At 72.7% G+C, this 20,121-nt stretch carries 19 protein-coding genes and 1 tRNA gene; 12 read left to right on the top strand and 8 right to left on the bottom strand.

Features of this window, described 5'->3' with window-relative positions; translation table 11 throughout:
- The first annotated feature begins 16 nt into the window (after positions 1-16).
- Positions 17-2,725 (top strand): ATP-binding protein, encoded by a 2,709-nt coding sequence (locus ACIBBA_RS25965; RefSeq protein ID WP_396700536.1) that lies wholly within the window; start codon positions 17-19, stop codon positions 2,723-2,725.
- A 292-nt stretch (positions 2,726-3,017) separates the two neighbouring features.
- Here the strand turns inward: ACIBBA_RS25965 and ACIBBA_RS25960 are convergent, their stop codons facing one another.
- Entirely contained in the window at positions 3,018-3,530 is a 513-nt protein-coding gene (locus tag ACIBBA_RS25960; RefSeq protein WP_396700535.1) for a MarR family winged helix-turn-helix transcriptional regulator, read from the bottom strand.
- A gap of 97 nt (positions 3,531-3,627) precedes the next feature.
- Between ACIBBA_RS25960 and ACIBBA_RS25955 the strand changes: the two genes are divergently transcribed.
- The gene (locus ACIBBA_RS25955) at positions 3,628-4,209 is read left to right on the top strand and encodes a YceI family protein (protein WP_396700534.1); all 582 of its coding nucleotides are present in this window, start codon (positions 3,628-3,630) and stop codon (positions 4,207-4,209) included.
- 287 nt (positions 4,210-4,496) lie between these two features.
- Entirely contained in the window at positions 4,497-5,975 is a 1,479-nt protein-coding gene (locus ACIBBA_RS25950) for a glutamate--cysteine ligase (RefSeq protein ID WP_396700533.1), read from the top strand.
- 34 nt (positions 5,976-6,009) lie between these two features.
- Here ACIBBA_RS25950 and ACIBBA_RS25945 read toward each other — a convergent pair whose 3' ends face one another.
- On the bottom strand, positions 6,010-7,362 hold the full coding sequence (locus ACIBBA_RS25945) for a hypothetical protein (protein WP_396700532.1): 1,353 nt from the start codon (positions 7,360-7,362) through the stop codon (positions 6,010-6,012).
- 123 nt (positions 7,363-7,485) lie between these two features.
- On the opposite strand from ACIBBA_RS25945, the gene ACIBBA_RS25940 reads away from it, so the two are divergent.
- Both ACIBBA_RS25940 and ACIBBA_RS25935 read left to right on the top strand, forming a co-directional pair.
- Positions 7,486-8,172: a PASTA domain-containing protein gene (locus ACIBBA_RS25940; protein WP_396700531.1), complete on the top strand. Its 687-nt coding sequence runs from the start codon at positions 7,486-7,488 to the stop codon at positions 8,170-8,172.
- A 115-nt stretch (positions 8,173-8,287) separates the two neighbouring features.
- A complete protein-coding gene (locus ACIBBA_RS25935) occupies positions 8,288-9,085 on the top strand; it encodes a PASTA domain-containing protein (RefSeq protein ID WP_396700530.1) in 798 nt (265 codons plus the stop codon).
- A gap of 13 nt (positions 9,086-9,098) precedes the next feature.
- Here the strand turns inward: ACIBBA_RS25935 and ACIBBA_RS25930 are convergent, their stop codons facing one another.
- Positions 9,099-9,572, bottom strand: coding sequence for a hypothetical protein (locus ACIBBA_RS25930; protein WP_396700529.1), 474 nt, complete (start codon positions 9,570-9,572; stop codon positions 9,099-9,101).
- Positions 9,573-9,672: 100 nt separating this feature from the next.
- Complete coding sequence (locus tag ACIBBA_RS25925; RefSeq protein WP_396700528.1) at positions 9,673-9,957, bottom strand: hypothetical protein; 285 nt, start codon at positions 9,955-9,957, stop codon at positions 9,673-9,675.
- Positions 9,958-10,591: 634 nt separating this feature from the next.
- Between ACIBBA_RS25925 and ACIBBA_RS25920 the strand changes: the two genes are divergently transcribed.
- The 3 genes from ACIBBA_RS25920 (at position 10,592) to ACIBBA_RS25910 (ending at position 12,331) form a co-directional block, all read left to right on the top strand.
- Positions 10,592-11,473 carry a helix-turn-helix domain-containing protein gene (locus tag ACIBBA_RS25920; protein ID WP_396700527.1) on the top strand — a complete coding sequence of 294 codons (882 nt, stop codon included), beginning with the start codon at positions 10,592-10,594 and terminating at the stop codon, positions 11,471-11,473.
- Positions 11,443-11,664: a DUF397 domain-containing protein gene (locus ACIBBA_RS25915; RefSeq protein WP_357046723.1), complete on the top strand. Its 222-nt coding sequence runs from the start codon at positions 11,443-11,445 to the stop codon at positions 11,662-11,664. The genes ACIBBA_RS25920 and ACIBBA_RS25915 overlap by 31 nt, the downstream gene beginning before the upstream one ends.
- A 262-nt stretch (positions 11,665-11,926) precedes the next feature.
- On the top strand, positions 11,927-12,331 hold the full coding sequence (locus tag ACIBBA_RS25910; RefSeq protein WP_350868575.1) for a hypothetical protein: 405 nt from the start codon (positions 11,927-11,929) through the stop codon (positions 12,329-12,331).
- Here the strand turns inward: ACIBBA_RS25910 and ACIBBA_RS25905 are convergent.
- Positions 12,296-12,898, bottom strand: coding sequence for a hypothetical protein (locus ACIBBA_RS25905; RefSeq protein ID WP_396700526.1), 603 nt, complete (start codon positions 12,896-12,898; stop codon positions 12,296-12,298). The genes ACIBBA_RS25910 and ACIBBA_RS25905 overlap by 36 nt on opposite strands.
- A 213-nt stretch (positions 12,899-13,111) precedes the next feature.
- On the opposite strand from ACIBBA_RS25905, the gene ACIBBA_RS25900 reads away from it, so the two are divergent.
- Positions 13,112-14,983: a S8 family peptidase gene (locus ACIBBA_RS25900; RefSeq protein ID WP_396700525.1), complete on the top strand. Its 1,872-nt coding sequence runs from the start codon at positions 13,112-13,114 to the stop codon at positions 14,981-14,983.
- 117 nt (positions 14,984-15,100) lie between these two features.
- On the opposite strand, the gene ACIBBA_RS25895 is transcribed toward ACIBBA_RS25900, so the two are convergent.
- The 3 genes from ACIBBA_RS25895 to ACIBBA_RS25885 all read right to left on the bottom strand — a co-directional run bounded on the left by ACIBBA_RS25895 (position 15,101) and on the right by ACIBBA_RS25885 (position 17,170).
- Positions 15,101-15,907, bottom strand: a complete 807-nt coding sequence (locus ACIBBA_RS25895) for a WecB/TagA/CpsF family glycosyltransferase (protein WP_396700524.1) — start codon at positions 15,905-15,907, stop codon at positions 15,101-15,103.
- Positions 15,904-17,019 carry an NAD-dependent epimerase/dehydratase family protein gene (locus tag ACIBBA_RS25890; protein WP_396700523.1) on the bottom strand — a complete coding sequence of 372 codons (1,116 nt, stop codon included), beginning with the start codon at positions 17,017-17,019 and terminating at the stop codon, positions 15,904-15,906. Before ACIBBA_RS25890 ends, ACIBBA_RS25895 begins: the two co-directional genes overlap by 4 nt.
- Before the next feature lie 65 nt (positions 17,020-17,084).
- Positions 17,085-17,170 (bottom strand) — tRNA-Leu (locus ACIBBA_RS25885).
- Between the two features lie 208 nt (positions 17,171-17,378).
- On the opposite strand from ACIBBA_RS25885, the gene ACIBBA_RS25880 reads away from it, so the two are divergent.
- From ACIBBA_RS25880 to ACIBBA_RS25870, 3 genes are read left to right on the top strand one after another with little or no spacing between them, the layout of a single operon-like run.
- Positions 17,379-18,167: a DUF3662 and FHA domain-containing protein gene (locus ACIBBA_RS25880; protein ID WP_350868567.1), complete on the top strand. Its 789-nt coding sequence runs from the start codon at positions 17,379-17,381 to the stop codon at positions 18,165-18,167.
- A 6-nt stretch (positions 18,168-18,173) separates the two neighbouring features.
- Complete coding sequence (locus tag ACIBBA_RS25875) at positions 18,174-18,659, top strand: FHA domain-containing protein (protein WP_088996760.1); 486 nt, start codon at positions 18,174-18,176, stop codon at positions 18,657-18,659.
- Positions 18,656-20,119: a PP2C family protein-serine/threonine phosphatase gene (locus ACIBBA_RS25870; protein ID WP_396700522.1), complete on the top strand. Its 1,464-nt coding sequence runs from the start codon at positions 18,656-18,658 to the stop codon at positions 20,117-20,119. The genes ACIBBA_RS25875 and ACIBBA_RS25870 overlap by 4 nt, the downstream gene beginning before the upstream one ends.
- Positions 20,120-20,121 lie beyond the last annotated feature (2 nt).

Raw genomic sequence — 20,121 nt, 5'->3', positions numbered from 1 at the left:
CGTAGTGTTCCACCCCATGACTCCGGCTCATGATCGATCGCCCGGCCTGGGCGTTCGTACTGGTCTGCCGGACCTGTTGCGCGGGCACCGGCTCGCCGCCGGCCTCACCCAGGCCGAGCTGGCCGACCGCGCCGGTGTCGGCGTACGGACGGTGCGTGACCTGGAACGCGGTCGGTCCTCGCGGCCACAGCGGACCACCGTCGAGCTGCTCGCCGGCGCGCTCGACCTCACCGGGGTCACCCGGGCGGCCTTCCTCGCCGCGGCCCGCGGGCCGACCGCCGATCCGCCCGACCCTTCCGGCGATCCGCTGACGGCCGGCGGTGAGCGGGGCGACGCGGGCCCGGTGAGCCTGCCGCCGCCGGTCGAGCTGATCGGGCGCGACCGGGACGTGACCGAGTTGACCGGCATGCTCACCGACGAACTCGGACCCCGGCTGGTGAGCCTGGTCGGGTTGGCCGGCGTCGGCAAGACCGCGCTGGCCCTGTCGGTGGGGCACGCGGTGGCCGGCAGTCACCCGGGCGGGGTGGCCGGGGTGGTGGTGGCGGCCGGGTCGGACGGGTCCGATCTGCTCGCCGCCTCGGTGGCCGTACTCGGCGCGACCCGGGTCCCGGACCTCGCCGTCCGGCTGACCGGCCGGCCGGCGCTGCTCGTCGTGGACGCCGCCGAGCGGGCGCCCGGCCCGGTCGCCGAGACCCTGCACCGGCTGATCGCGGCGGTGCCGTCGCTGCGGGTGCTGGTCTCCGGGCGGCATCCGGTCGGCCTGCCCGGGGAGTGGGTCTGGCCGGTCGCACCGCTCGAGGTGCCGCCACCGGAGGACGAACAGGCCGAGCCGACGGTGCTGGCCCAGTGGCCGGCGGTGGCGCTCTTCACCGCGCGGCTCGCCCAGGTGCGCCGTGAGCCGCCCGTCGCGGCCGAGCTGCCGGCGCTGGCCCGGCTGGTGCGCCGGCTGGACGGGCTACCGCTCGCCATCGAGCTGATGGCGGCCCGTGGCCGGATCCTCGACGTGACCGAACTGCTCGACCGCTACGGCGACCGGGTTCTCGACCTCGCGACGCCCGGCGACGGCGGGCAGCACCCCGGCTGGGACGCGCCGGGCGGGGCGGAGGCTTCCCGGCCGCGGGTGGGCGTCACGCTGCGGGACGCCGTGGCGACCAGCTACCGGCTGCTCGCCCCGAACGAACGGGCCGCGCTGCGCCGGCTGGCCGCGTTCGGCAACCGCTGGTCGGTCGACCTGGCCGAGGAGATGCTCGCCGACGACGCTGACTCGGACGGCACGGTCGCGGTCGACCCCGTGCCGGTGCTCGACCGGCTCGCCGAACTCGGTCTGCTGAGCGTCCGCGGCGTCGGGCCGCTCCGGTTCCGGCTGCTGGACGCGGTCCGCGACTTCGCCACCGAACAGGCCGCCGGCGCGGGCGAGCTGACCTGCATCCGGCTCCGGCACGCCGCGGTGGTCGCCCGGTTGGTCGCCCGGACCGCCACCGACCTGGTCGGTAGCGGACTCCCCGAAGCGGTGCACCGGCTCGACGAGGTGAGCAGCGACATCAACTCCGCGCTGGCGCACGCGGCGACCGACGATCCGCTGACCGCGCTGCGGCTGGCGACCGGGTTGACCCGCTGGTGGCGGTTCCGCGGCCGGGATGTGGCCGGGCGGCAGTGGCTGCGCCGGTTGCTGGCCGACCCGCGTACCGCCGATGCCGACCCGGTGCTGCGGGCGTGGGCGTCGGTCGGTGTGGCCCAGCTCGCCGCCGAGCACGGCGCGGGCGCGGAGGAGTTGCCCGCGGCGCGAGGGGCGCTGGAGGCGTTCCGCCGGGCCGGTGACGTGACCGGGGAGCTTGCGGCCCGTACGGTGCTCGGCGCCCTGCTGGTGACCACCGGGCATCAGCAGGAGGCCCGGGAGCAGGCCGACTCGGTGCTCCGGCTGGCGGCCCGCAACGGGCGCGTCCGGGAGATGGCGGTGGCGCAGAACAACCTCGCGTGGCACGAGGTCCGGGTCGCCGACCTGGCCGCCGCCCGGCGTCGGCTCGCCGCGGTGGACCGGCTCGCCGCCCAGTGCGGGGAGCAGCGGCTGCGGGTGCTGGCGCGGGCGAACCTGGCCGAGGTCGCCCGCCTGGAGGGCCGGTACGCCGACGCGGTGGACCAGGGCCGCTTGGCGGCGACGGCGCTGGCCGAGCTGGGTGATCCGGGACAACGACGTCGGGTGCTCGGCCGGGTCGGCCTGGCGCTCGCCCAGGACGGTCGCGGCACCGAGGCGGCCGAGGTGCTCGCCGAACTACAGGCCAGCTTCCCGGAGGTGCCCCGCCAGGCGCGTTCGGCCCCGGTGGTGCCCCGGCCCCGGGCGGCCGGGTCCGTGGGTCGTCCGGACGGCGCGCCGCGTCGGGACGACCTCGGCGCGTTCACCAGCGGTCCGGCCGTGGCCGCAGGCGGGTGGTCGCACCCGGAGGAGGGCATCCGTGCGCTGATCGAGGGAAACCTCGCGCTGCACCGGGGGGACCGGGAGTTGGCTGCGGAGTGGTTCGCGGCGGCGGTCGCCGTGGCCGGCACCGATGGGCAGGACCGGCGCGACGTCGTGGAGGCGCTGGTCGGGTTGGCCGCCAGCACCGGAGATCCGGCGGCGCTGGACCGGCTCGACCAGGTCTGCCGGAAGAACGGGATCCGGCTGCTGCCACAGGAGGAAGGCCTGCTCTACGCGCTGGTCGTGGCGCGGGAGACCGGGTCGCACCGCTAAAGGCGGCGGGCATCTGCGCTGACGACGCCAGCGTGGCGGGCGTCAGCCGTGGCGGGCGTCAGCGTGGACGCACGGGGCCGGGGGTGGCGCGAGCGAAGAGCCCCCTGTTGCTACCCCTCGCCGTTCGCCCGCGCCGTCACCCCCCGGTGAATCCCCGCTGACCGAAGACTAGCCAGCGCCGGCCAGGTGATTGGTCCGATTTCGGGGGCTGTATCCGGCTGGTCCGGCAGTTCTGCCGGTCTTTCTGCCGGTGCACGGGCCGTGCGGCCGACCGGGCCGCGGTCGAAGGCGTTCAGCCGCGGCTGAGGGTCGACTGCTCCTCGACGGGCTCGTTCTCGGCGTTGCTTCCGGCGGTCGCGCAGGGGTGAACGGCGTCCCGTACCCGGCGGAGCCCGTCGAGCATCGCGTCCAGGGCCGCCGGGTCGAGTTGGCCGGTGAACCACTCCTCGATGATGCGCAGGTGCCCGGGCAGCACCTCGTCCAGCCGTTGCAGCCCGGCGGCGGTGACCACGGCGTACGAGCTGCGCCGGTCGGAGGGACAGGCGCGCCGGGTCAGCAGACCGTCGCGCTCCATCCGGTCGACCACCCGGGTCACCCCGCTGGTGGAGAGGGAGGTCTGGGCGGCGAGATCGGTCATCCGCAGCTGGTTGTTGGGTGACCGGGCCAGCCGGGTCAGCACCTCGAACTCGACGGCGGAGACGTCGTGCTCGTCGAACTGGGCGGCGAACCGGGCCGTCAGCCCGGCGTGCACCTCGTAGAGCAGGCCGATGGCGGTGATCCGGGGATCGTCCAACACGTTCTTCACCCGTTCATCGTAGCAGTACTTGACACGGGGAATATTGCACCGGCTATAGTTGCTGCGGCAGTCGTTGGGCTACTACATATTCCTGGAGGAGAGCACCATGACCAGCAGCACCGATGCGGTTACCCGCGACTGGCAGGGCCTCACTATCCCGACCGCCGGCACCTACGTGCTGGACGCCGCGCACGCGCGGGTGGGTTTTGTCGCGCGCCACATGATGGTCAGCAAGGTCCGCGGTGAGTTCACCGAGGCCGCCGCCACCATCACCATCGCCGAGGACCCGCTGCAGTCCTCGGTCACCGCCACCATGCAGGCCAGCAGCATCAACACGGCCCAGGCCGACCGGGACGCGCACCTGCGCAGCCCCGAGTTCCTCGACTCGGAGCAGTTCCCGACGGTGGAGTACCGCAGCACCGGTGTGAAGTCCCAGGACGGCAACGAGTTCGTCCTGCTCGGTGAGCTGACCATCAAGGGCGTCACCCGCCAGGTCGAGCTGGACGTGCAGTTCGAGGGCGTCGGCCGCAGCCCCTTCGGCCAGGACATCTTCGGTTTCTCGGCGAGCACCGAGATCGACCGTGAGGAGTTCGGCCTGACCTGGAACGTCGCCCTGGAGACCGGTGGCGTGCTGGTCAGCCGCAAGATCAAGATCGAGATCGAGGGCGAGGCCATCCGCCAGGCCTGATCCTCGGATCTCCGCCAACGCTCGGGCCCGCGCCGTACTCCGGCGCGGGCCCCGCGTCGTTCAGGTGCCAATTGTCACGACTTGTTTGTGGTCCGGCCGGTGGTGGGCACAGTGACCAGGGCGGTGCTGCCGCCTGAGGGCTCGACCAGGCCCGGACGGAACCGCTCCGGTGCGGGATAACCGGAGTCGGCCTCTGGTTTGGCGAGGTGGGCGCTCTTACCGTGGATGGCTGACAACGCGCATCCGGGGCGGCGAGCCCCCGACTGCGCCTCGTGCCGGGAGGACACATGGGCAGGGACGTCTCGCAGGGCGCCTTCACCCGCGAGGACCGGGTCCGCTACCGGCAGAAGGTCCGGCGGTGCCTGGACGTCTTCGCGCTGATGCTGGACGACTTCGGCTTCGACGCCGACCGCCCGATGACCGGGCTGGAGATCGAACTCAACCTGGTCGACTCGGCCGCCGAGCCGGCGATGCGCAACGAGGAGATCCTCGCCAACATCGCCGACCCGCTCTTCCAGACCGAGCTGGGGCAGTTCAACCTCGAACTGAACGCGCTGCCTCGGCTGATCGAGCGCGCCGGCTTCGCCGACTACGAGCAGGACCTGCGCGGCAGCCTGTCCCGGGCGGACGAACGGGCCGCCAAGTCGGACGCGAAGATCGTCCTGGTGGGCATCCTGCCCACCCTCACCGAGGGCCACCTGGTCGAGGACAACCTCTCCACCAACGAGCGCTACCGGGTGCTCAACGACCAGATCGTCGGCGCCCGGGGCGAGGACATCGAACTCGACATCCGCGGTGTCGAGCGGCTGCAGACGCACACCGACTCGATCGCGCCCGAGGCCGCCTGCACCAGCCTCCAGTTCCACCTCCAGGTCGCGCCGGACAGCTTTGCCGACTACTGGAACGCGTCCCAGGCCATCGCCGGGGTCCAGGTGGCGATCGGCGCGAACTCCCCCTTCCTGTACGGCCGGCAGCTCTGGGCGGAGACCCGGATCGCGCTGTTCGAGCAGGCCACCGACACGCGTCCGGATGAGCTGAAGGCGCAGGGCGTACGACCTCGGGTGTGGTTCGGCGAGCGGTGGATCACCTCGATCTTCGACCTCTTCGAGGAGAACGTGCGGTACTTCCCGCCGCTCCTGCCGATCTGCGAGGACGAGGACCCGGTCGAGGTGCTGCACGCCGGCGGGGTGCCCCAGCTGGGTGAGCTGCGGCTGCACAACGGCACGGTCTACCGGTGGAACCGGCCGGTCTACGACATCATGGACGGCCGCCCGCACCTGCGGGTGGAGAACCGGGTGCTGCCCGCCGGCCCGACGGTGGTCGACATGCTGGCGAACGCGGCCTTCTACTTCGGTCTGGCCCGCGCGCTGGCCGAGGCGGACCGCCCGATCTGGAGCCAGCTCACCTTCAGCTCCGCCGAGGAGAACTTCCACGCCGCCGCCCGGCGCGGCATGGACGCCGTCCTGCACTGGCCGCGGCTCGGCGACGTGCCGGTGACCCAGCTGGTGCTGGATGTACTGCTGCCGAAGGCCGCCGCCGGGCTGGACGGCTTCGGCGTGGCCCCGGCCGAACGGGACCGGCTGCTCGGCATCATCGAGCAGCGCTGCCGGACCGGACGCAACGGCGCGGTCTGGCAGACCGAGGCGGTCTGGGCCGCCGAACGTCGCCGAGGCATGGACCGCAACGCGGCGCTGCACCACATGGTCCAGCGCTACGCCGAGCTTCAGCGCAGCAACGAGCCGGTGCACACCTGGCCGGTGGACTGACCGCTGCGGCGGTGGCGCGCCGGCCGAGCCGACGTCAGCTCGTCTTGCGCGGCGGCCGGCTGCGGCGGCCGGCTGGTTTCGGCGGGGTCTGACCCGGTGCCGCGTCGTCCGCACCGACCGGGTCGAGTCGGTCCGCCTCCCCGGTCCGGGGCGCGGGCACCCGTGGCACACCGGCCGGGGCCGCGGGCGAAACCGCCGGCGGCTGGTTCCAGTCGCCCGATCGCCCAGGGGTGGCCGAGGTCTTCTCGGCCGCGCCCAGCCCGAGCTGTCCGGTCGACGGCTCCGCCTCGCCGGCAGCCTCCCCGGCGGGCGGCGTCGGGTCGGTGACTGCGGCCGCGGGCTCAGCCGCCGGCCGGCTACGCGTCGCCGAGCGCTGGTCGGCGCGCTGGGCGAGGGTGGCCAGCAGCACCGATCCGCCCATACCCACGATCACCGCGTACGGCGCGATGAGGTGCGCCGACACCTGCTCCGGGCTGATTGCCGAGAGCCGGGGCACGGCCAGCAGGTAGCCGACCGCGACCAGCAGCGGCCCGGCCGCGCCGGAGGTCGTCGCGCCGACCCGGCGCTGCGCGGACCGGGCCGCGCGCAGGGCGGCGAGCACGCCGATCACCAGCGCGGAGCCGAGCGAGAGCAGCGCCCCGGGCCAGTAGAGATAGTCCCGGATCCAGAACCCGGGCCGGTCCGAGCTGATCTGCCAGATGCCGAGCTGCGCGCTGGACAGCCCACGGCCGGAGAGCATCCCGTCGACCACGGCGACCACGGCGAGCAGCCAGAGCCAGGCCACGGTCGCGATCATGTTGGTGGCGGCGGCGCGCGAGCGAAGTGCCCAGAGCGCGGCGAGCACGCCGAGCAGCACCCCGATCGCCGCGTAGCCGGCGGCGACGCGCTGCGGGGTGGCGGTGTCCGGAGCGGCCGCGACGCGGGCCGGCACCGCGACCAGCAGGACGGTGATCAGGGCGCCGAGGCCGGCGGCGACCGCGAGGCCGACGTGCCACAGTCCGCCGCCCCGGGTGGTGTCCGCCATCGGCGCGGCGGCCGGCCTCGGGTGCTTCCCGGCCTCGTCGACCGGCGCAACGTCCGGACCTGACGGGTCGAGCGGCGCCTCGCCGGGCGATTCGGGCGTCGGTCGGATTCCGTCGGCCGCCGCCGGGACAGCGGACCGCTCGTGGAGCCGATGCGCGCACACCGCGCCGAGCACGGTCGAGGTGGCGGCGATCCAGGTGGCCCAGATCAGGCTGGCGACCCAGGCCGCCGGCGCCGCGCCGGCATCGGCCGGCGCCCAGTTGATGATGCCCAACCCGTAGCCGAAGCCCAGTTGGGCTGCGCCGGTACCGGCAGCAACCCCGACCGCGGTCGCGATCGATCCTCCCCAGCCGCGTCTGGCCATGCCGGGGAGCGTAACGTCCCGTCGTCGCCGCGGCGAGTCGTCGGCGACCGGCGCGGTCCGACAGTGGCGGCGTCGGCTTTGGCGGGGACCGGTACGGTCGCCGGTGACGGAGGCGGTGGCGGTGTGACGGACGGGAACACGGGCGGGCAGTTCTCCCCGGGCGACGGCGACGGCCGCCCCGGTCGGATGGCCGTGGTGCTGGGCGGCGGCCTGGCCGCGGTGCTGCTGGCCGCGCTCGGCGCGACGGGGGGCTGGCTGCTGGCCGGCGAGGACGACGTACCCCCCGAGGAGCCGGCGGCGGCGACCAGCCCGACCGCCGGTTCCAGCTCTCCGACGGCGCCGCGGCCGACGGCCACCCGCAGCACGCCGTCCGCCCCCCGCACCTCGGCGTCCACCGGTTCCGGGCTGACCGTGCCGCCGGTGATCGGCACCGACTTCGAGGACGCCCGGGACGAGCTGCACGAGCGGCGGTTGAGCTGGCGGCTGGTCTTCGGCACCGGTTCCGGTCGTACCGTCGAGCGGACCGAACCGGCGGTCGGCGCCGCGGTGAAGCGGGGTACGACCGTGACCCTCTACGTCAGCGGACCGGCGCCGACCAGCACCGTGCCGGATCTCGTCGGCGACGACTGCTCCGAGGCGGCCGAGGAGTTGGGCGAGGAGGGTCTGTTCCCGCGCTACCCGACCGGCCGCAGCGGCACCATCCAGCGGCAGGAGCCGGCGGCGGATGCCGTGGCGCGCTGGAACGACACGGTTCAGGTCTTCTGCGGGGCGCAGCCGGACGGCCCGCCGAGCGGTTCGCCGGCACCCTGACCGGACGGGTGGGTGCCGGGCGGGTCGGCACGCTGATCCCGGCCGATGGCCGCGCGGACCGTTAGGTTGGCGGTCGAGGGCCAGGACGCCCGCCCGGTTCGGGAAAGGACGTGCGATGAGCGACGACCGCCAGCAGCCGCCCACCGGGGAGCCCGACGACGACCAGACCCGGCCACTGCCGCGAGACGACGCGGAGCCGGCCGACCTCACCCAGCGGTTGCCGGCGGAGCGGGCCGGGTCGAACGAGTCCGGCGGGAAGCCGCCTGAGCCCGGCGCACCGGAGGCGACGGCTCCGCTGGGTCGGCCGGTGGACCGGACCGCCGCGCTACCCCCGGAGCGGGCGGCACCGTGGTCCGGGCGGGCCGAGGTGCCGCCGCCCCGACCGGCCGACTACCGGGAGCAGACCGGCGACTGGTACGCCGAAGACCAGGGCGGCCGGCGCTGGTGGCTGCCGATCCTCTGGGGTGTCCTGACGTTGCTGCTGGTCGCGCTGCTCGGTACCGCGCTGTGGCTGGTGCTCAACGCGGACGACGACCGGCCCGGCCCGGAGCCGTCCCCGTCCCCCGTGTTGACCACCGCGGTGCGGACCAGCGCGGCCCCGACCTCGGCCGCACCGACCAGCGAGGCGCCGAGCAGCGCGCCGCCGACCACCGAAGCGGCCGGGGTGCCGGTGCCACCCGTGACCGGGCTGCCGCAGGCGACCGCGGAGGCACTGCTGGACGGGCTCGGGTTGAGCTACCGGGTGGAGTTCCGCCCGTCGGAGCTGCCACCGGGGCGGGTGATCGGCACCGAGCCGGGGGCGGGTGAGCTGGTCTCCGAGGACGACGAGGTCGTGCTCCTGGTCTCGCAGGCCGAATCGTCGGAGACCGTGGAACCGCCCACACCGAGCCCGACGGGAACGGCCACACCCTGATCGCGGCCGGCCGTCACCACATTCGTCGTCTGGTGCTGACCAGGCCGAGCCCGGCCAGCGAGATGGTCAGCCCGATGATGCCGGACCAGAACAGCGAGCGCCGGATGTCCTCCGCCGAGTGCTGGCCGGTGAGGGAGCCGGTCTCACCGGCAAGCGCGCCCGCGCCGGTTCCGGAGTCGCCGTCGGCCCCGGTGCCGTCCTCGGTGCCGGCTTCCTGACCCGTTCCGGCGCTGGCGTACGGGTCTGCGGCCGGATCGGCGGCACCGGCCCAGCCGGGTTCGTCCTCCAGGTCGGGCGGGCCGCCCTCCCCGATCACGGTGATCTCCGGTGCCGGGACCGGCTCCGGTAGGTGGGTGGCGGAGAGAGCGGGGTCGCGGAACACGACCACCAATGTGGTTGCGGCGCCGAAGAGCGCCAGGAGCCCGAAGGCGTAGCCGATACGGAAGCGGTGGTGCCGCCGCGCGGCGGGCGGATTGACCATGACCATCCCAGGGTCGGGGTCCTGGACGCGCGGGGTGGAACGTGCCGGGGTGGGCGTGCCTCGATTCTATGGCGGCGGCACGCCCACCATCGGTGGTTTCGGCTGGTCAGCCAACCCGGACCGGAGTGCGGGCGACCGGCCGGCGCGGTCGTACGGTGTGCGGGCGCGGCTCCGGCGCGGCCCGCAGCTGCTGCAGCCCCTGCCGCTGTACGTAGATCGACCGCCGGTTGACCGCGTCCCCCGCCGCGTTCAACTCGTAGCCGTCGAGCCACAGCCAACCGTCGTAGGTCGGCCACTCGAGGACCCGGATCACTCGAAACATGATGGGCCGGAAGAACTGGACACTCGCCGCGCGAGTCACGTGCAGTACGTCACCAGAGCGGGGAAGCACATGGGCTCCTGGAGAGGGACGGCCGGCGGAGGCGCCGGCGAATCTGATCGGGGGACGTCTCGGCCGGTCAACGGGGTCGTGCCTCGTCCACCGGTGTGGTGCGGTCGGTGGTGGTCGGGCCGTACCCGCTGGTGGCGTGCCGCCACCCGACCATCACCCGGCCGCTCCGGTTTCGCGCCCGCCGCCGCAGCCAACTGACATGCAGCGGCGGGGTCATCACTCCGGAGCAGGTCTGGCGGTCTCTGTCGCCTCGCCGACATCCCCCGACCCCCACCAGCTGCAATGATCACCAGCGGGGATCGAACGGAGACGGTGAGTAACTCGCGTCATACGGACAGAGTGCACCAGCGAGGTGCCACATGCAAGTTGCACGTCGAGATTTGCCGATACATGAGTGCCCTCCGCAAATCGGCGCTTGAAGCGGTCGGCGTCCGGACGGCACACTGAGGGACGGTTTCGCCCGTCGCGGCCGGCCGAGGACCGGCACCACCCCGCCGCGAACGCCCGCCGTCCCAGGGTCGCGCCCCGGCGGGCGCGAGCATTCGGCGCGTCGACCGGAGGTAGGCCGGGTGAGGGCGAGCAGCCAGCATTCCGAGGTGGCACCTGTGAGTGAGGCGTGGGCCGAGGTGGACAGGTGAGTGAGCGGCGCAGTCCGACCATCCGGCGGCGCCGGCTCGGTGCGGAGCTGCGTCGGCAGCGCGAATCCGCGGGCATCACCATCGAGGTCGTCGCCGAGCAGTTGGAGTGTTCGGCCTCCAAGATCTCCCGGATCGAGACCGGCCACACCTCGGCCACCCCGCGCGACGTCCGGGACATGCTGCGGATCTACGGGGTGGTCGGCGTCGAGAGCGACGAGCTGGTCCAGATCGCCCGGGAGGCCCGGCAGAAGGGCTGGTGGCACCCGTACAGCACGGTCCTGGTCGGGGCGTACGTCGGGCTGGAGGCGGCGGCGAGCTCCATCCGGGCCTACGAGCAGCAGGTGGTACCGGGCCTGCTGGAGACCGAGGAGTACGCGAGCGCGATGATCCGCGCGGCCCGGCCGGACTTCACCCCGGATCAGGTCGCACAACGTGTCCGTGTCCGCCTCGGTCGACAGTCGTTGCTGACTCAGGACGATCCGGTCGATTTGTGGGTGGTGCTCGATGAGGCGGTGGTAAGCCGTCCGGTGGGCGGGGACGAAGTGATGCGTGGCCAGCTCAAGCGGCTGGTCGAGGTGGCCGAACTTCCGAACGTGACGCTCCAGATCCTGCCGTTCGAGGTGGGGGCGCACGCCGGCATGGACGGGACCTTCACGATCCTCAGCTTCCCCGAGCCCGGTGATCCGGATGTCGTGTACGCGGAGAACGCCACGGGAGGGCTCTTCCTCGAGAAGAGTGACGAACTGCAGAAGTACAGCTTCATCTTCGATCACATTCGAGCAGCGGCCATTCGTCCGGAGGAGTCCGTCGCACACATCGCGAAACTGGCAGAGGAGCCGTTGTGGAAATGGCGACCAAGAGGTTCCCCGTGGACCTGACGCAGGCAACGTGGTTCAAGAGCTCGAAGAGCGGGCCGAACTGTGACAACTGCGTGGAGGTGGCGTACGCGACCGGCGCGGTCGGGGTGCGGGACTCCAAGGACAAGACCGGGCCCGCCCTGATCTTCGCTCCGGGTGAGTGGCGCGCCTTCGTCGCCGGTACCAGGGGCGGCGGGTTCGGCCCGGCCTGAGAGCCGTCGGGCAGTTGATGACGGGCGGGTCCCCGTCCGGTGGGTGGCCGGGCGGGGGCCCGCCCTTCCCATGCGCCGGTCGGGGAACCGCCCTTCCCCCGTGCCGGTCGGGGAACCGCGTACCACCCACCGGCCGGCCGGTGGACCAGGATCCGCCGGGAATCCCGTCGCCACATCCGTTCCGCCTCGTTGAACCCGTCGGTACGGCGCTGGTCGACAACCCGCCGCAGGGATCCGCAACCGAGCGAGGCAGGCGAGACGGATGACGACGATCGGGTCAGACAACCTCACCAACGGTCCCGGGAAGCCGGAGCGGTTCGGTGGTAAGTACCGCGGGGCGCGTCGGGACACCGTGCTGACCGAGGTGGTGTCGAGCGATTCCGAGCTGGGTGCTCGGGAGGCGCCGGCCCCCGAGCAGGCCGGCCCGCCGCTGTCGCTGCCGTCGCTGGACCCGAACCCGCTGACCGAGCCGTCGTTCCCGCCGGCCGGCTGGCCGGCGGAGCCCGGTGACTCGCTGGTCGACCACCCGCTGCTGCGTGGCCTGCTGATGGAGTTGCCGCCGAAGGGCAGCGTGCCGCCGCCGGGCTGGCTGGACCGGTGGTTCGAGGCGACCCGGGCGATCCTGGAACTGCTATACGTGCAGGGGACTGGCGGCCGCTCGCGCTGAGGACGGCTCCGCCGGCCTGGCCCGCTCCGCGAGCCGGTTGTGCCGTAGCGCGTGCCGGACCCCGAAGACCAGGATGATGAGCGCGCCGACGGTGATCGCCGGGCCGGTGAAACCCGGCGTGGCGAAGCGGTCGTCGCCGCTCGCGGCGATCACCGCCGGCACCGTCAGCAGGCCGGTGACCTGCAACGGCAGGCCGATCAGCGGATGCGCCGCGGCAGCCCGCAGGCCGTGTGGCGCGGGGGTCTCCGGCGCCGTGGCGAACGCGCCCGCGCCGGCCCACAGCCGGCGCACCCGGCGTACGGTGCAGACCGCCACCACGAGCGCGGGAAGGCCGGCGAGGTCGAGGGCGCCGGCGGCCCGGTCGGCCGGGGCGTCCCCGGCGCTGACCAGCCCGGCCGCCAGCACGGTGGCGGTCAGCGCCAGGCCGGTGAGGGTCAGGATGAGCAGCCATCCGGCGCGCCGGCGCAGCGCGCAGGCGCGGTCCAGCCCGGGCAGTCCGTCCGCGATCACGCCGGCGGCCAGCCACACGGCGGCGATCGGCAGCAGGGCGACGAGATAGCTCTCCATGCTGGACACTCTTGCCCGTCGAGGTGCTGCGCGAATCCGGGCCCAGCCCCCGTTCGCCCCGGACAGCATCCCGTAGGGGGCATCGTCCCGCGTTATGAAAGATTCGACATGTTTATCTTCATCACTCTCCTGATCTACGCTCAGCTAGATCGGCCGCCATCGATCTGAGCGGGACCCGCGTCGGGCGGCTGCCGGTCGGAGGGAGGTAGCAAGATGGGTCTTGCCCACAGATCCGTACTCGTCGGGGTGGCCACGCTGACCATGTTGGCCGCCGCCACGCCCGCCCTGGCCGCCGAACCGACCGGAGCGATCCGGGCGGCGGGCGGGGACACGGCCGTCGCGGACAGCTACATCGTCGTCTTCAAGGACACCGCGGTCAGTCGGAACGCGGTCGGCGACAACGCCGACCGGTTGGTCGGCCGGCACGGCGGTGCGGTGGCCCGCACCTACGGGGCGGCGCTGCGCGGCTTCGAGGTCCGGGTCGGCGCGAAGGCCGCCGCACGGATCGCCGCCGATCCGGCCGTCGCGTACGTCGAGCAGAACCACACCGTCTCGATCGCCGGCACCCAGGCCAACCCGCCGTCCTGGGGCCTGGACCGGATCGACCAGCGGAACCTGCCGCTGAACAGCTCGTACACCTATCCGAACACGGCGTCCAACGTGCGCGCCTACGTCATCGACACCGGCGTGCTGTACGGGCACAACGACTTCGGCGGCCGGGCCGTCTCCGGCTTCGACGCGGTCGACGGCGGCTCCGCCGACGACTGCAACGGCCACGGCACCCACGTCGCGGGCACGGTCGGCGGCTCCGCGTACGGCGTCGCCAAGGGCGTCCAGATCGTCGGGGTCCGGGTGCTCAACTGCCAGGGCAGCGGCACCAACGCCCAGGTGGTCGCCGGCATCGACTGGGTGACCGCGAACGCGGTCAAGCCGGCCGTGGCCAACATGAGCCTCGGCGGCTCCGCCAACAGCTCGATCGACACGGCGGTCACCAACTCGATCAACTCCGGCGTCACCTACGCGGTGGCGGCCGGCAACGGCAACGCCCTCGGCGTCCGGCAGAACGCCTGCAACTACTCCCCGGCCCGGGTGCCCTCGGCGATCACCGTCGGCGCGACCCAGAACAACGACGCCGCGGCGAGCTTCTCCAACTTCGGCACCTGCGTCGACATCCTGGCCCCGGGCGTCAACATCACCTCGGCCTGGTACACCGGCAGCGGCGCGACGAACACCATCAGCGGCACCTCGATGGCGTCGCCGCACGTCGCCGGGGCCGCGGCGCTCGTGCTCTCGGCGAACCCGTCGTGGAGCCCGCAGCAGGTGCGGGACAACCTGGTCACCAACTCCACCCCGAACGTGGTGACCAACGTCGGCACCGGCACGCCGAACCAGCTGCTCTACGTAGTCAACGGCACCCCGCCGGCCAACGACTTCTCGGTCTCGGTCTCGCCGACCTCCGGCTCCACCGCGCCGGGCGGTTCGGTGACGGCCACCGTCGGCACGGCCACCACGGCCGGCTCCGCCCAGTCGGTCAGCCTCTCCGCCAGTGGCCTGCCGGCCGGCGCGACCGCGTCGTTCAGCCCGTCGACGGTGACCTCGGGCGGCTCGTCCACCCTCACCATCGCCACCTCGGCGAGCACCCCGCCCGGCAGCTACCCGGTGACGATCACCGGCAGCGGCGCGGCCGGCACCCGGACGGCCAGCTACACGTTGACCGTGACCGGCTCGGGTGGCGGTGGCTGCTCCGGCAGCAACGGCACCGACGTCGCGATCCCGGACACCGGCGCGACGGTGGCCAGCTCGATCACGATCGCCGGCTGCAACCGCAACGCCTCGGCGTCCGCCACGGTCGCGGTGAACATCGTGCACACCTACCGCGGTGACCTGGTGATCGACCTGGTCGCCCCGGACGGCTCGGCCTACCGGCTGAAGAACAGCAGCTACTTCGACGGCGCCGACAACGTGAACACCACGTACACCGCCAACCTCTCGAGCGAGGCGGCGAACGGCACCTGGCGGCTGCAGGTGCGCGACGTCTACGCGGGTGACACCGGCTACATCAACACCTGGACGCTCAACCTCTGAGTCCGGGGATCGACCGGGGCCCCTTCCGACACGCCGCGGAAGGGGCCCCGCCCCGTCCGGCCCGGGCCCGCCCGCTCCGCCGGGATGCGGCGGGCCGGGACCGGGTGCCGGGGCGGGTCAGACCGCGAAGGTGGCGGGGCGCTCGGTGGCCGGCGCCGGTGGCTGGGCCTTCCACAGGCCGAGCTTCTGGGCCGTCATCCGGGTCAGGTAGACCGGGTTGAGGATCACGTACCGGCGCCAGAGCCGCTTCGGCTCCAGGCCGAGCCGCCAGAGCCACTCCAGGCCGACCCGCTGCATCCACGGCGGAGGCTGGCGCAGCAGCCCGGCGTGGTAGTCGAAGGCCGCCCCGACCGCCATCATCGGCATGTCGAGCAGCGGCCGCATGGCGTACGTGAAGACCTCCTGGCGGGGGCAGCCGAGCCCGACCAGGACGAGCCGGGCGCCACTGGCCCGGATCCGGTCGGCGATCTCGGCGTCCTCACCCGGCTGCACCGCGCGGAACTTGGACGGCTCCACCCCGGCGATCTTGAGGGCCGGGAACATCCGCTCCAGCGCCGGGATCAGCCGGGCCAGGGTCTCCTCGGTCGAGCCGTAGAGGTAGACCGGCAGGCCCTCGTCGGCGAACCGGGAGAGCACGTGCAGGGTCAGCGTCGGGCCGTAGACCCGGTCGGTCAGGCCGGCGCCGTGCAGCAGGTTGAGCGCCCAGCGCACCGGCTGCCCGTCCGGGGTGACCACGTCGAAGGAGTTGAGCCTCGCGTTGTGCGCCCGGTCCAGGACGCCGGTCATCACGCCGTGCACGGCCAGCGCGGTCAGCGCCAGCGGGCGGCGGTCCTGGGCGGCCGCCACCACCTGCTCGGTCGCCGCGGCGTAGTCGGTGGCGTCGACCAGGACGCCGAGCACGTTGCGCTTGCTGCCGGTGGTCATGGCTGCGGCACCCACTTGTCGACGTTGGCCTCGTAGATCTCCCGCAGGATCATCGGCACGTCGTAGGTGATCTTCCAGTTCGGGTAGTGCTCCTCGAACCGGGCCATGCTGCTGACGTACCACTGGTGGTCGCCGGTGCGCGCCTGCTCGACGTAGTTGATCTGCGCCTCGCGGCCGGCGATCTCCTCGGCGACCCGGAAGGCCTCGATGTGCGAGGTGTTCGAGTGCCGGCCGCCGCCCAGGTTGTAGACCTGCGCCGAGCGGGGCTCCCGGAAGAACGCCTCGAACGCGGTCAACACGTCCCGGGAGTGGATCGCGTCGCGGACCATCTTGCCCTTGTAGCCGAAGAGGTTGTAGGTCCGACCCTCCATGACGCAGCGCATCAGGTAGGCCAGGAAGCCGTGCAGCTCGGCCGCCGAGTGCGCCGGGCCGGTCAGCGTGCCGCCCCGGAAGCAGGCCGTCTTCATGTCGAAGTACCGGCCGTACTCCTGGACCATCACGTCGGCGGCCACCTTCGACGCGCCGAAGACCGAGTGCAGCGACTCGTCGATCGACATCTCCTCGGTGATGCCCTGGTGGAACGGGTGATCCTCGGGCAGCTCGTACCGGGTCTCCAGCTCGACCAGGGGCAGGCTGTTCGGCCGGTCGCCGTAGACCTTGTTGGTCGAGCAGTGGATGAACGCGGCGTCGATCGCGTGCCGGCGGGTGTTCTCCAGCATGTTGAGCGTGCCGCCGGCGTTGACGTCGAAGTCGGTGTACGGCTCCTTGGCCGCCCAGTCGTGGCTGGGCTGGGCCGCGCTGTGGATCACCACCGCGATGTCCGAGCCGTACTTCTTGAAGATCTGCTCCAGGCCGTCCCGGTCCCGGATGTCCACCCCGAAGTGGGTGTACGACCCGCCCAGGTCGGCGCCGAGCCGCTCCAGGCTCCAGGATGTCGAGCCATCCGCGCCGAAGAAGTACCGCCGCATGTCGTTGTCGATGCCAACCACGTCGAGACCGAGGCCGGCGAAGTGCCGAGCCGCCTCGGAGCCGATCAGACCGCCCGACCCGGTCACCAACGCGACACTCACACGCCACTCCTGGTCCATCGGAGGCAGAAACCATCGGAGCATAGCGTGACGCCCGATACGTCCCGATATGCCGCGAGGGCTCCGCAACCTGCGGAGCCCTCGTGTGGTGGTGGGGAAGGGGGGAGTTGAACCCCCACGCCCTTTCGGGCACACGGACCTGAACCGTGCGCGTCTGCCATTCCGCCACTTCCCCGTGGCACGACCCGGATCACTGTAATCCGCCCTGACCTCGCCGTCTCCGGCGGGGCCCGAAACATATTACGCTGTCCCGGTCATCGCCACGAGCGGTTACCGTTCGTGGCGGACGAAAGAGTAGCACGACAGGAACGGCCCAACCGAACGGGCCGGGAGCAGCCGGCCGAGCGGCGTGTGAGCTGCGCGCGCGCCGGCCGGATACCATCATGTCCTCGGGACCCGAGGAGGAGCCGGTGAGCGTGCTGCAACGCTTCGAGAAGCGTCTGGAAGGCCTGGTCGAAGGGGCCTTCGCCAAGGTCTTCAAAGGGGTGGTCCACCCCGTGGAGATCCTCAACGCCATGCAGCGGGAGGCCGAGGCGCACAAGGCCATCCTGGCTGGTGGCCGCACGTTGGTGCCCAACCGCTACGTGATCGATCTCTCGCCTTACGACCACAGTCGGCTGGCGCCGTACGCCGCCGCGCTGGCCCAGGAGCTGGCCCAGTCGCAGGCGGAGTTCATCGGCGAGCAGGCCTGGACGGTCTACGGCGACGTGATCGTCGAGATCGAGCGCGGTGAAGGGCTGGACACCGGCATGTTCCGGGTCACGGCCGAGGTCTACACCGGCGGCGAGGTCGCCCCGGTCTCGGCGCCCGGCTACGACGCCGGCCCGCCCGCCTACCCCGCGTACGACCAGGGTGGCGGCTACGGCCCACCGCCCGGACACGGCGGCACGCGCAACGTGCGGCTGGTCTCCGGCGACGGGCGCACCTATCCGCTGCAGATGGGCTCGACCGTCATCGGTCGCGGCGACCAGGCCAACCTGCGCCTGCCCGACGTCGGCATCTCGCGGAGGCACGCCCGGCTGGACTTCGACGGCGGTCAGGTCGTGCTGACCGACCTCGGCTCGACCAACGGCACGATGGTCAACGGCCAGCGGGTCTCCGCCGTCGCCCTCAACCCGGGCGACATGATCCAGCTCGGCACCACGACGCTGACCTTCCGCGTGGACGGCTGACCCGCCTTGCCGGAACTCGTCATCACCGTCGCCCGGTTCGGGTTCCTCATCCTGCTGTGGATCTTCGTGTTCACGGTGGTCGGCGTCATCCGCCGGGACCTCTTCGCGGGCGCCCGCTCGGGCCGGCTGGTGGCCGCGCCCCGAGCGGTCGGCGCCTCGACGGGCCAGCCGGCGAAGCCGGCGAAGGTGAAGCGGGGCAGGGCGGCGCACCAGCTGGTGGTGACCGCCGGTCAACTGGCCGGCACCCGGATCACTCTCGGTGAAGCGCAGATCACCATCGGTCGGGCGGAGGACTCCACCCTCGTGATCACCGACGATTACGCCTCCGCGCGACACGCCCGGCTCGTGCCGCGCGACGGGCAGTGGTTCGTCGAGGACCTCGGTTCGACTAACGGCACCTATCTCGATCGCGCTAAGGTCACCGGACCAACCCCCGTCCCCCTCGGCGTGCCGATCCGGATCGGCCGCACTTCCCTCGAATTACGGCCATGACTCTGACCCTGCGCTATGCGGCCCACAGCGACCGCGGTCTGATCCGAGACGGCAATCAAGACTCCGTCTACGCCGGACCGCGGCTACTCGCCGTCGCCGACGGCATGGGCGGCATGGCCGCCGGTGACGTCGCCAGCAACATCGTCATCGGTGCCATGGCGCCACTCGACGAGGACGTCCCAGGGGACGCTCTCGTCGACGCGCTGCGTTCGGCCGTCGGCACCGCCAACCAACAACTCCGCGACACGGTGGACGCCAACCCGCAGCTGGAGGGGATGGGCACCACGCTGACCGCGACGCTCTTCTCCGGCAGCAAGATCGGCATGGTGCACATCGGCGACTCGCGGGCCTACCTGCTCCGCAACAACGAGTTCGCCCAGATCACCAAGGACGACACGTACGTCCAGATGCTGGTCGACGAGGGCCGGATCAGCGCCGAGGAGGCGAGCAGCCACCCACAGCGGTCGCTGCTGACCCGGGCGCTCGACGGCCGGGACATCGACCCGGAATACTCCGTCCGCCAGGTGCTCCCCGGTGACCGCTACCTGATCTGCAGCGACGGGCTCTCCGGCGTGGTCAGCGCGGAGACCATCGGCGAGACGATGCGGGAGTACGTCGACCCGCAGCAGTGCGTCGAGCGGCTGGTGCAGCTCGCGCTGCGCGGCGGCGGCCCGGACAACATCACCGTGATCATCGCCGACGCCACCGACCAGGACATCGTCGAGGCGACGCCGATCGTCGGCGGTGCGGCGGCCCGGGACCGGGGAATGGCCACCTCGGCCGACGACTCCACCCCGGCCGCCCGTGCCTCCGCGCTATCCGCGCCCCGCCCCGCCGCCCCGGAGGAGCCCAGCTCCACCGCCGACGACGACGAGCCGGAGCGGCGGCGACACCGGCCGGTCCGGGCCGCCGCGATGGCGCTGGCGTTGCTGGTCATCCTCGGTGGCGGGCTCTTCGCCGGCTGGTCCTACACCCAGCGGCAGTACTACGTCGGCGCCACGGAGGACGGCCAGGTGGCCGTGTTCCGCGGGATACAGGGTCAGATCGCCGGGATGGACCTCTCCAGCGTCCACTCCACCAGCCCCGCCGACCTGGAAGACCTCACGCTCGCCGCGCAGGAGCAGGTCAAGCAGGGCATCCCGGCCAAGAGCGAGCCGGACGCCGAGCGCCGCCTGGCCGAGCTGACCAGCGACACGCCGAGCAACCCCAACCTGAAGCCGGTCTGCGGGCCGAGCCCGACCGCCGACGTCAGCCCGGAGAGCCCGTCGCCGACCGGCGTCGTGACCTCGCCGGGCCCGAGCGGCAGCGCCACCGCCGCCACGCCGACCGGCAGCCGTGTTCCCAGCCCCAGCGCCAGCAGCAGCGTGGCCGGCACCGAGCCGTCCGCCACGCCCGACGCCCCGCCCTCCGACTCGGCTCCGCCGGCGCTCGACCCGGCCGGCTGCCGGTCGCCGGAGTGAGC

This window comes from Micromonospora sp. NPDC051006 (assembly GCF_044456245.1).
Taxonomy (GTDB): domain Bacteria; phylum Actinomycetota; class Actinomycetes; order Mycobacteriales; family Micromonosporaceae; genus Micromonospora.
The sequence above is the reverse complement of the archived record's forward strand: the minus strand, read 5'-3'. Positions and strand labels throughout refer to the sequence as shown.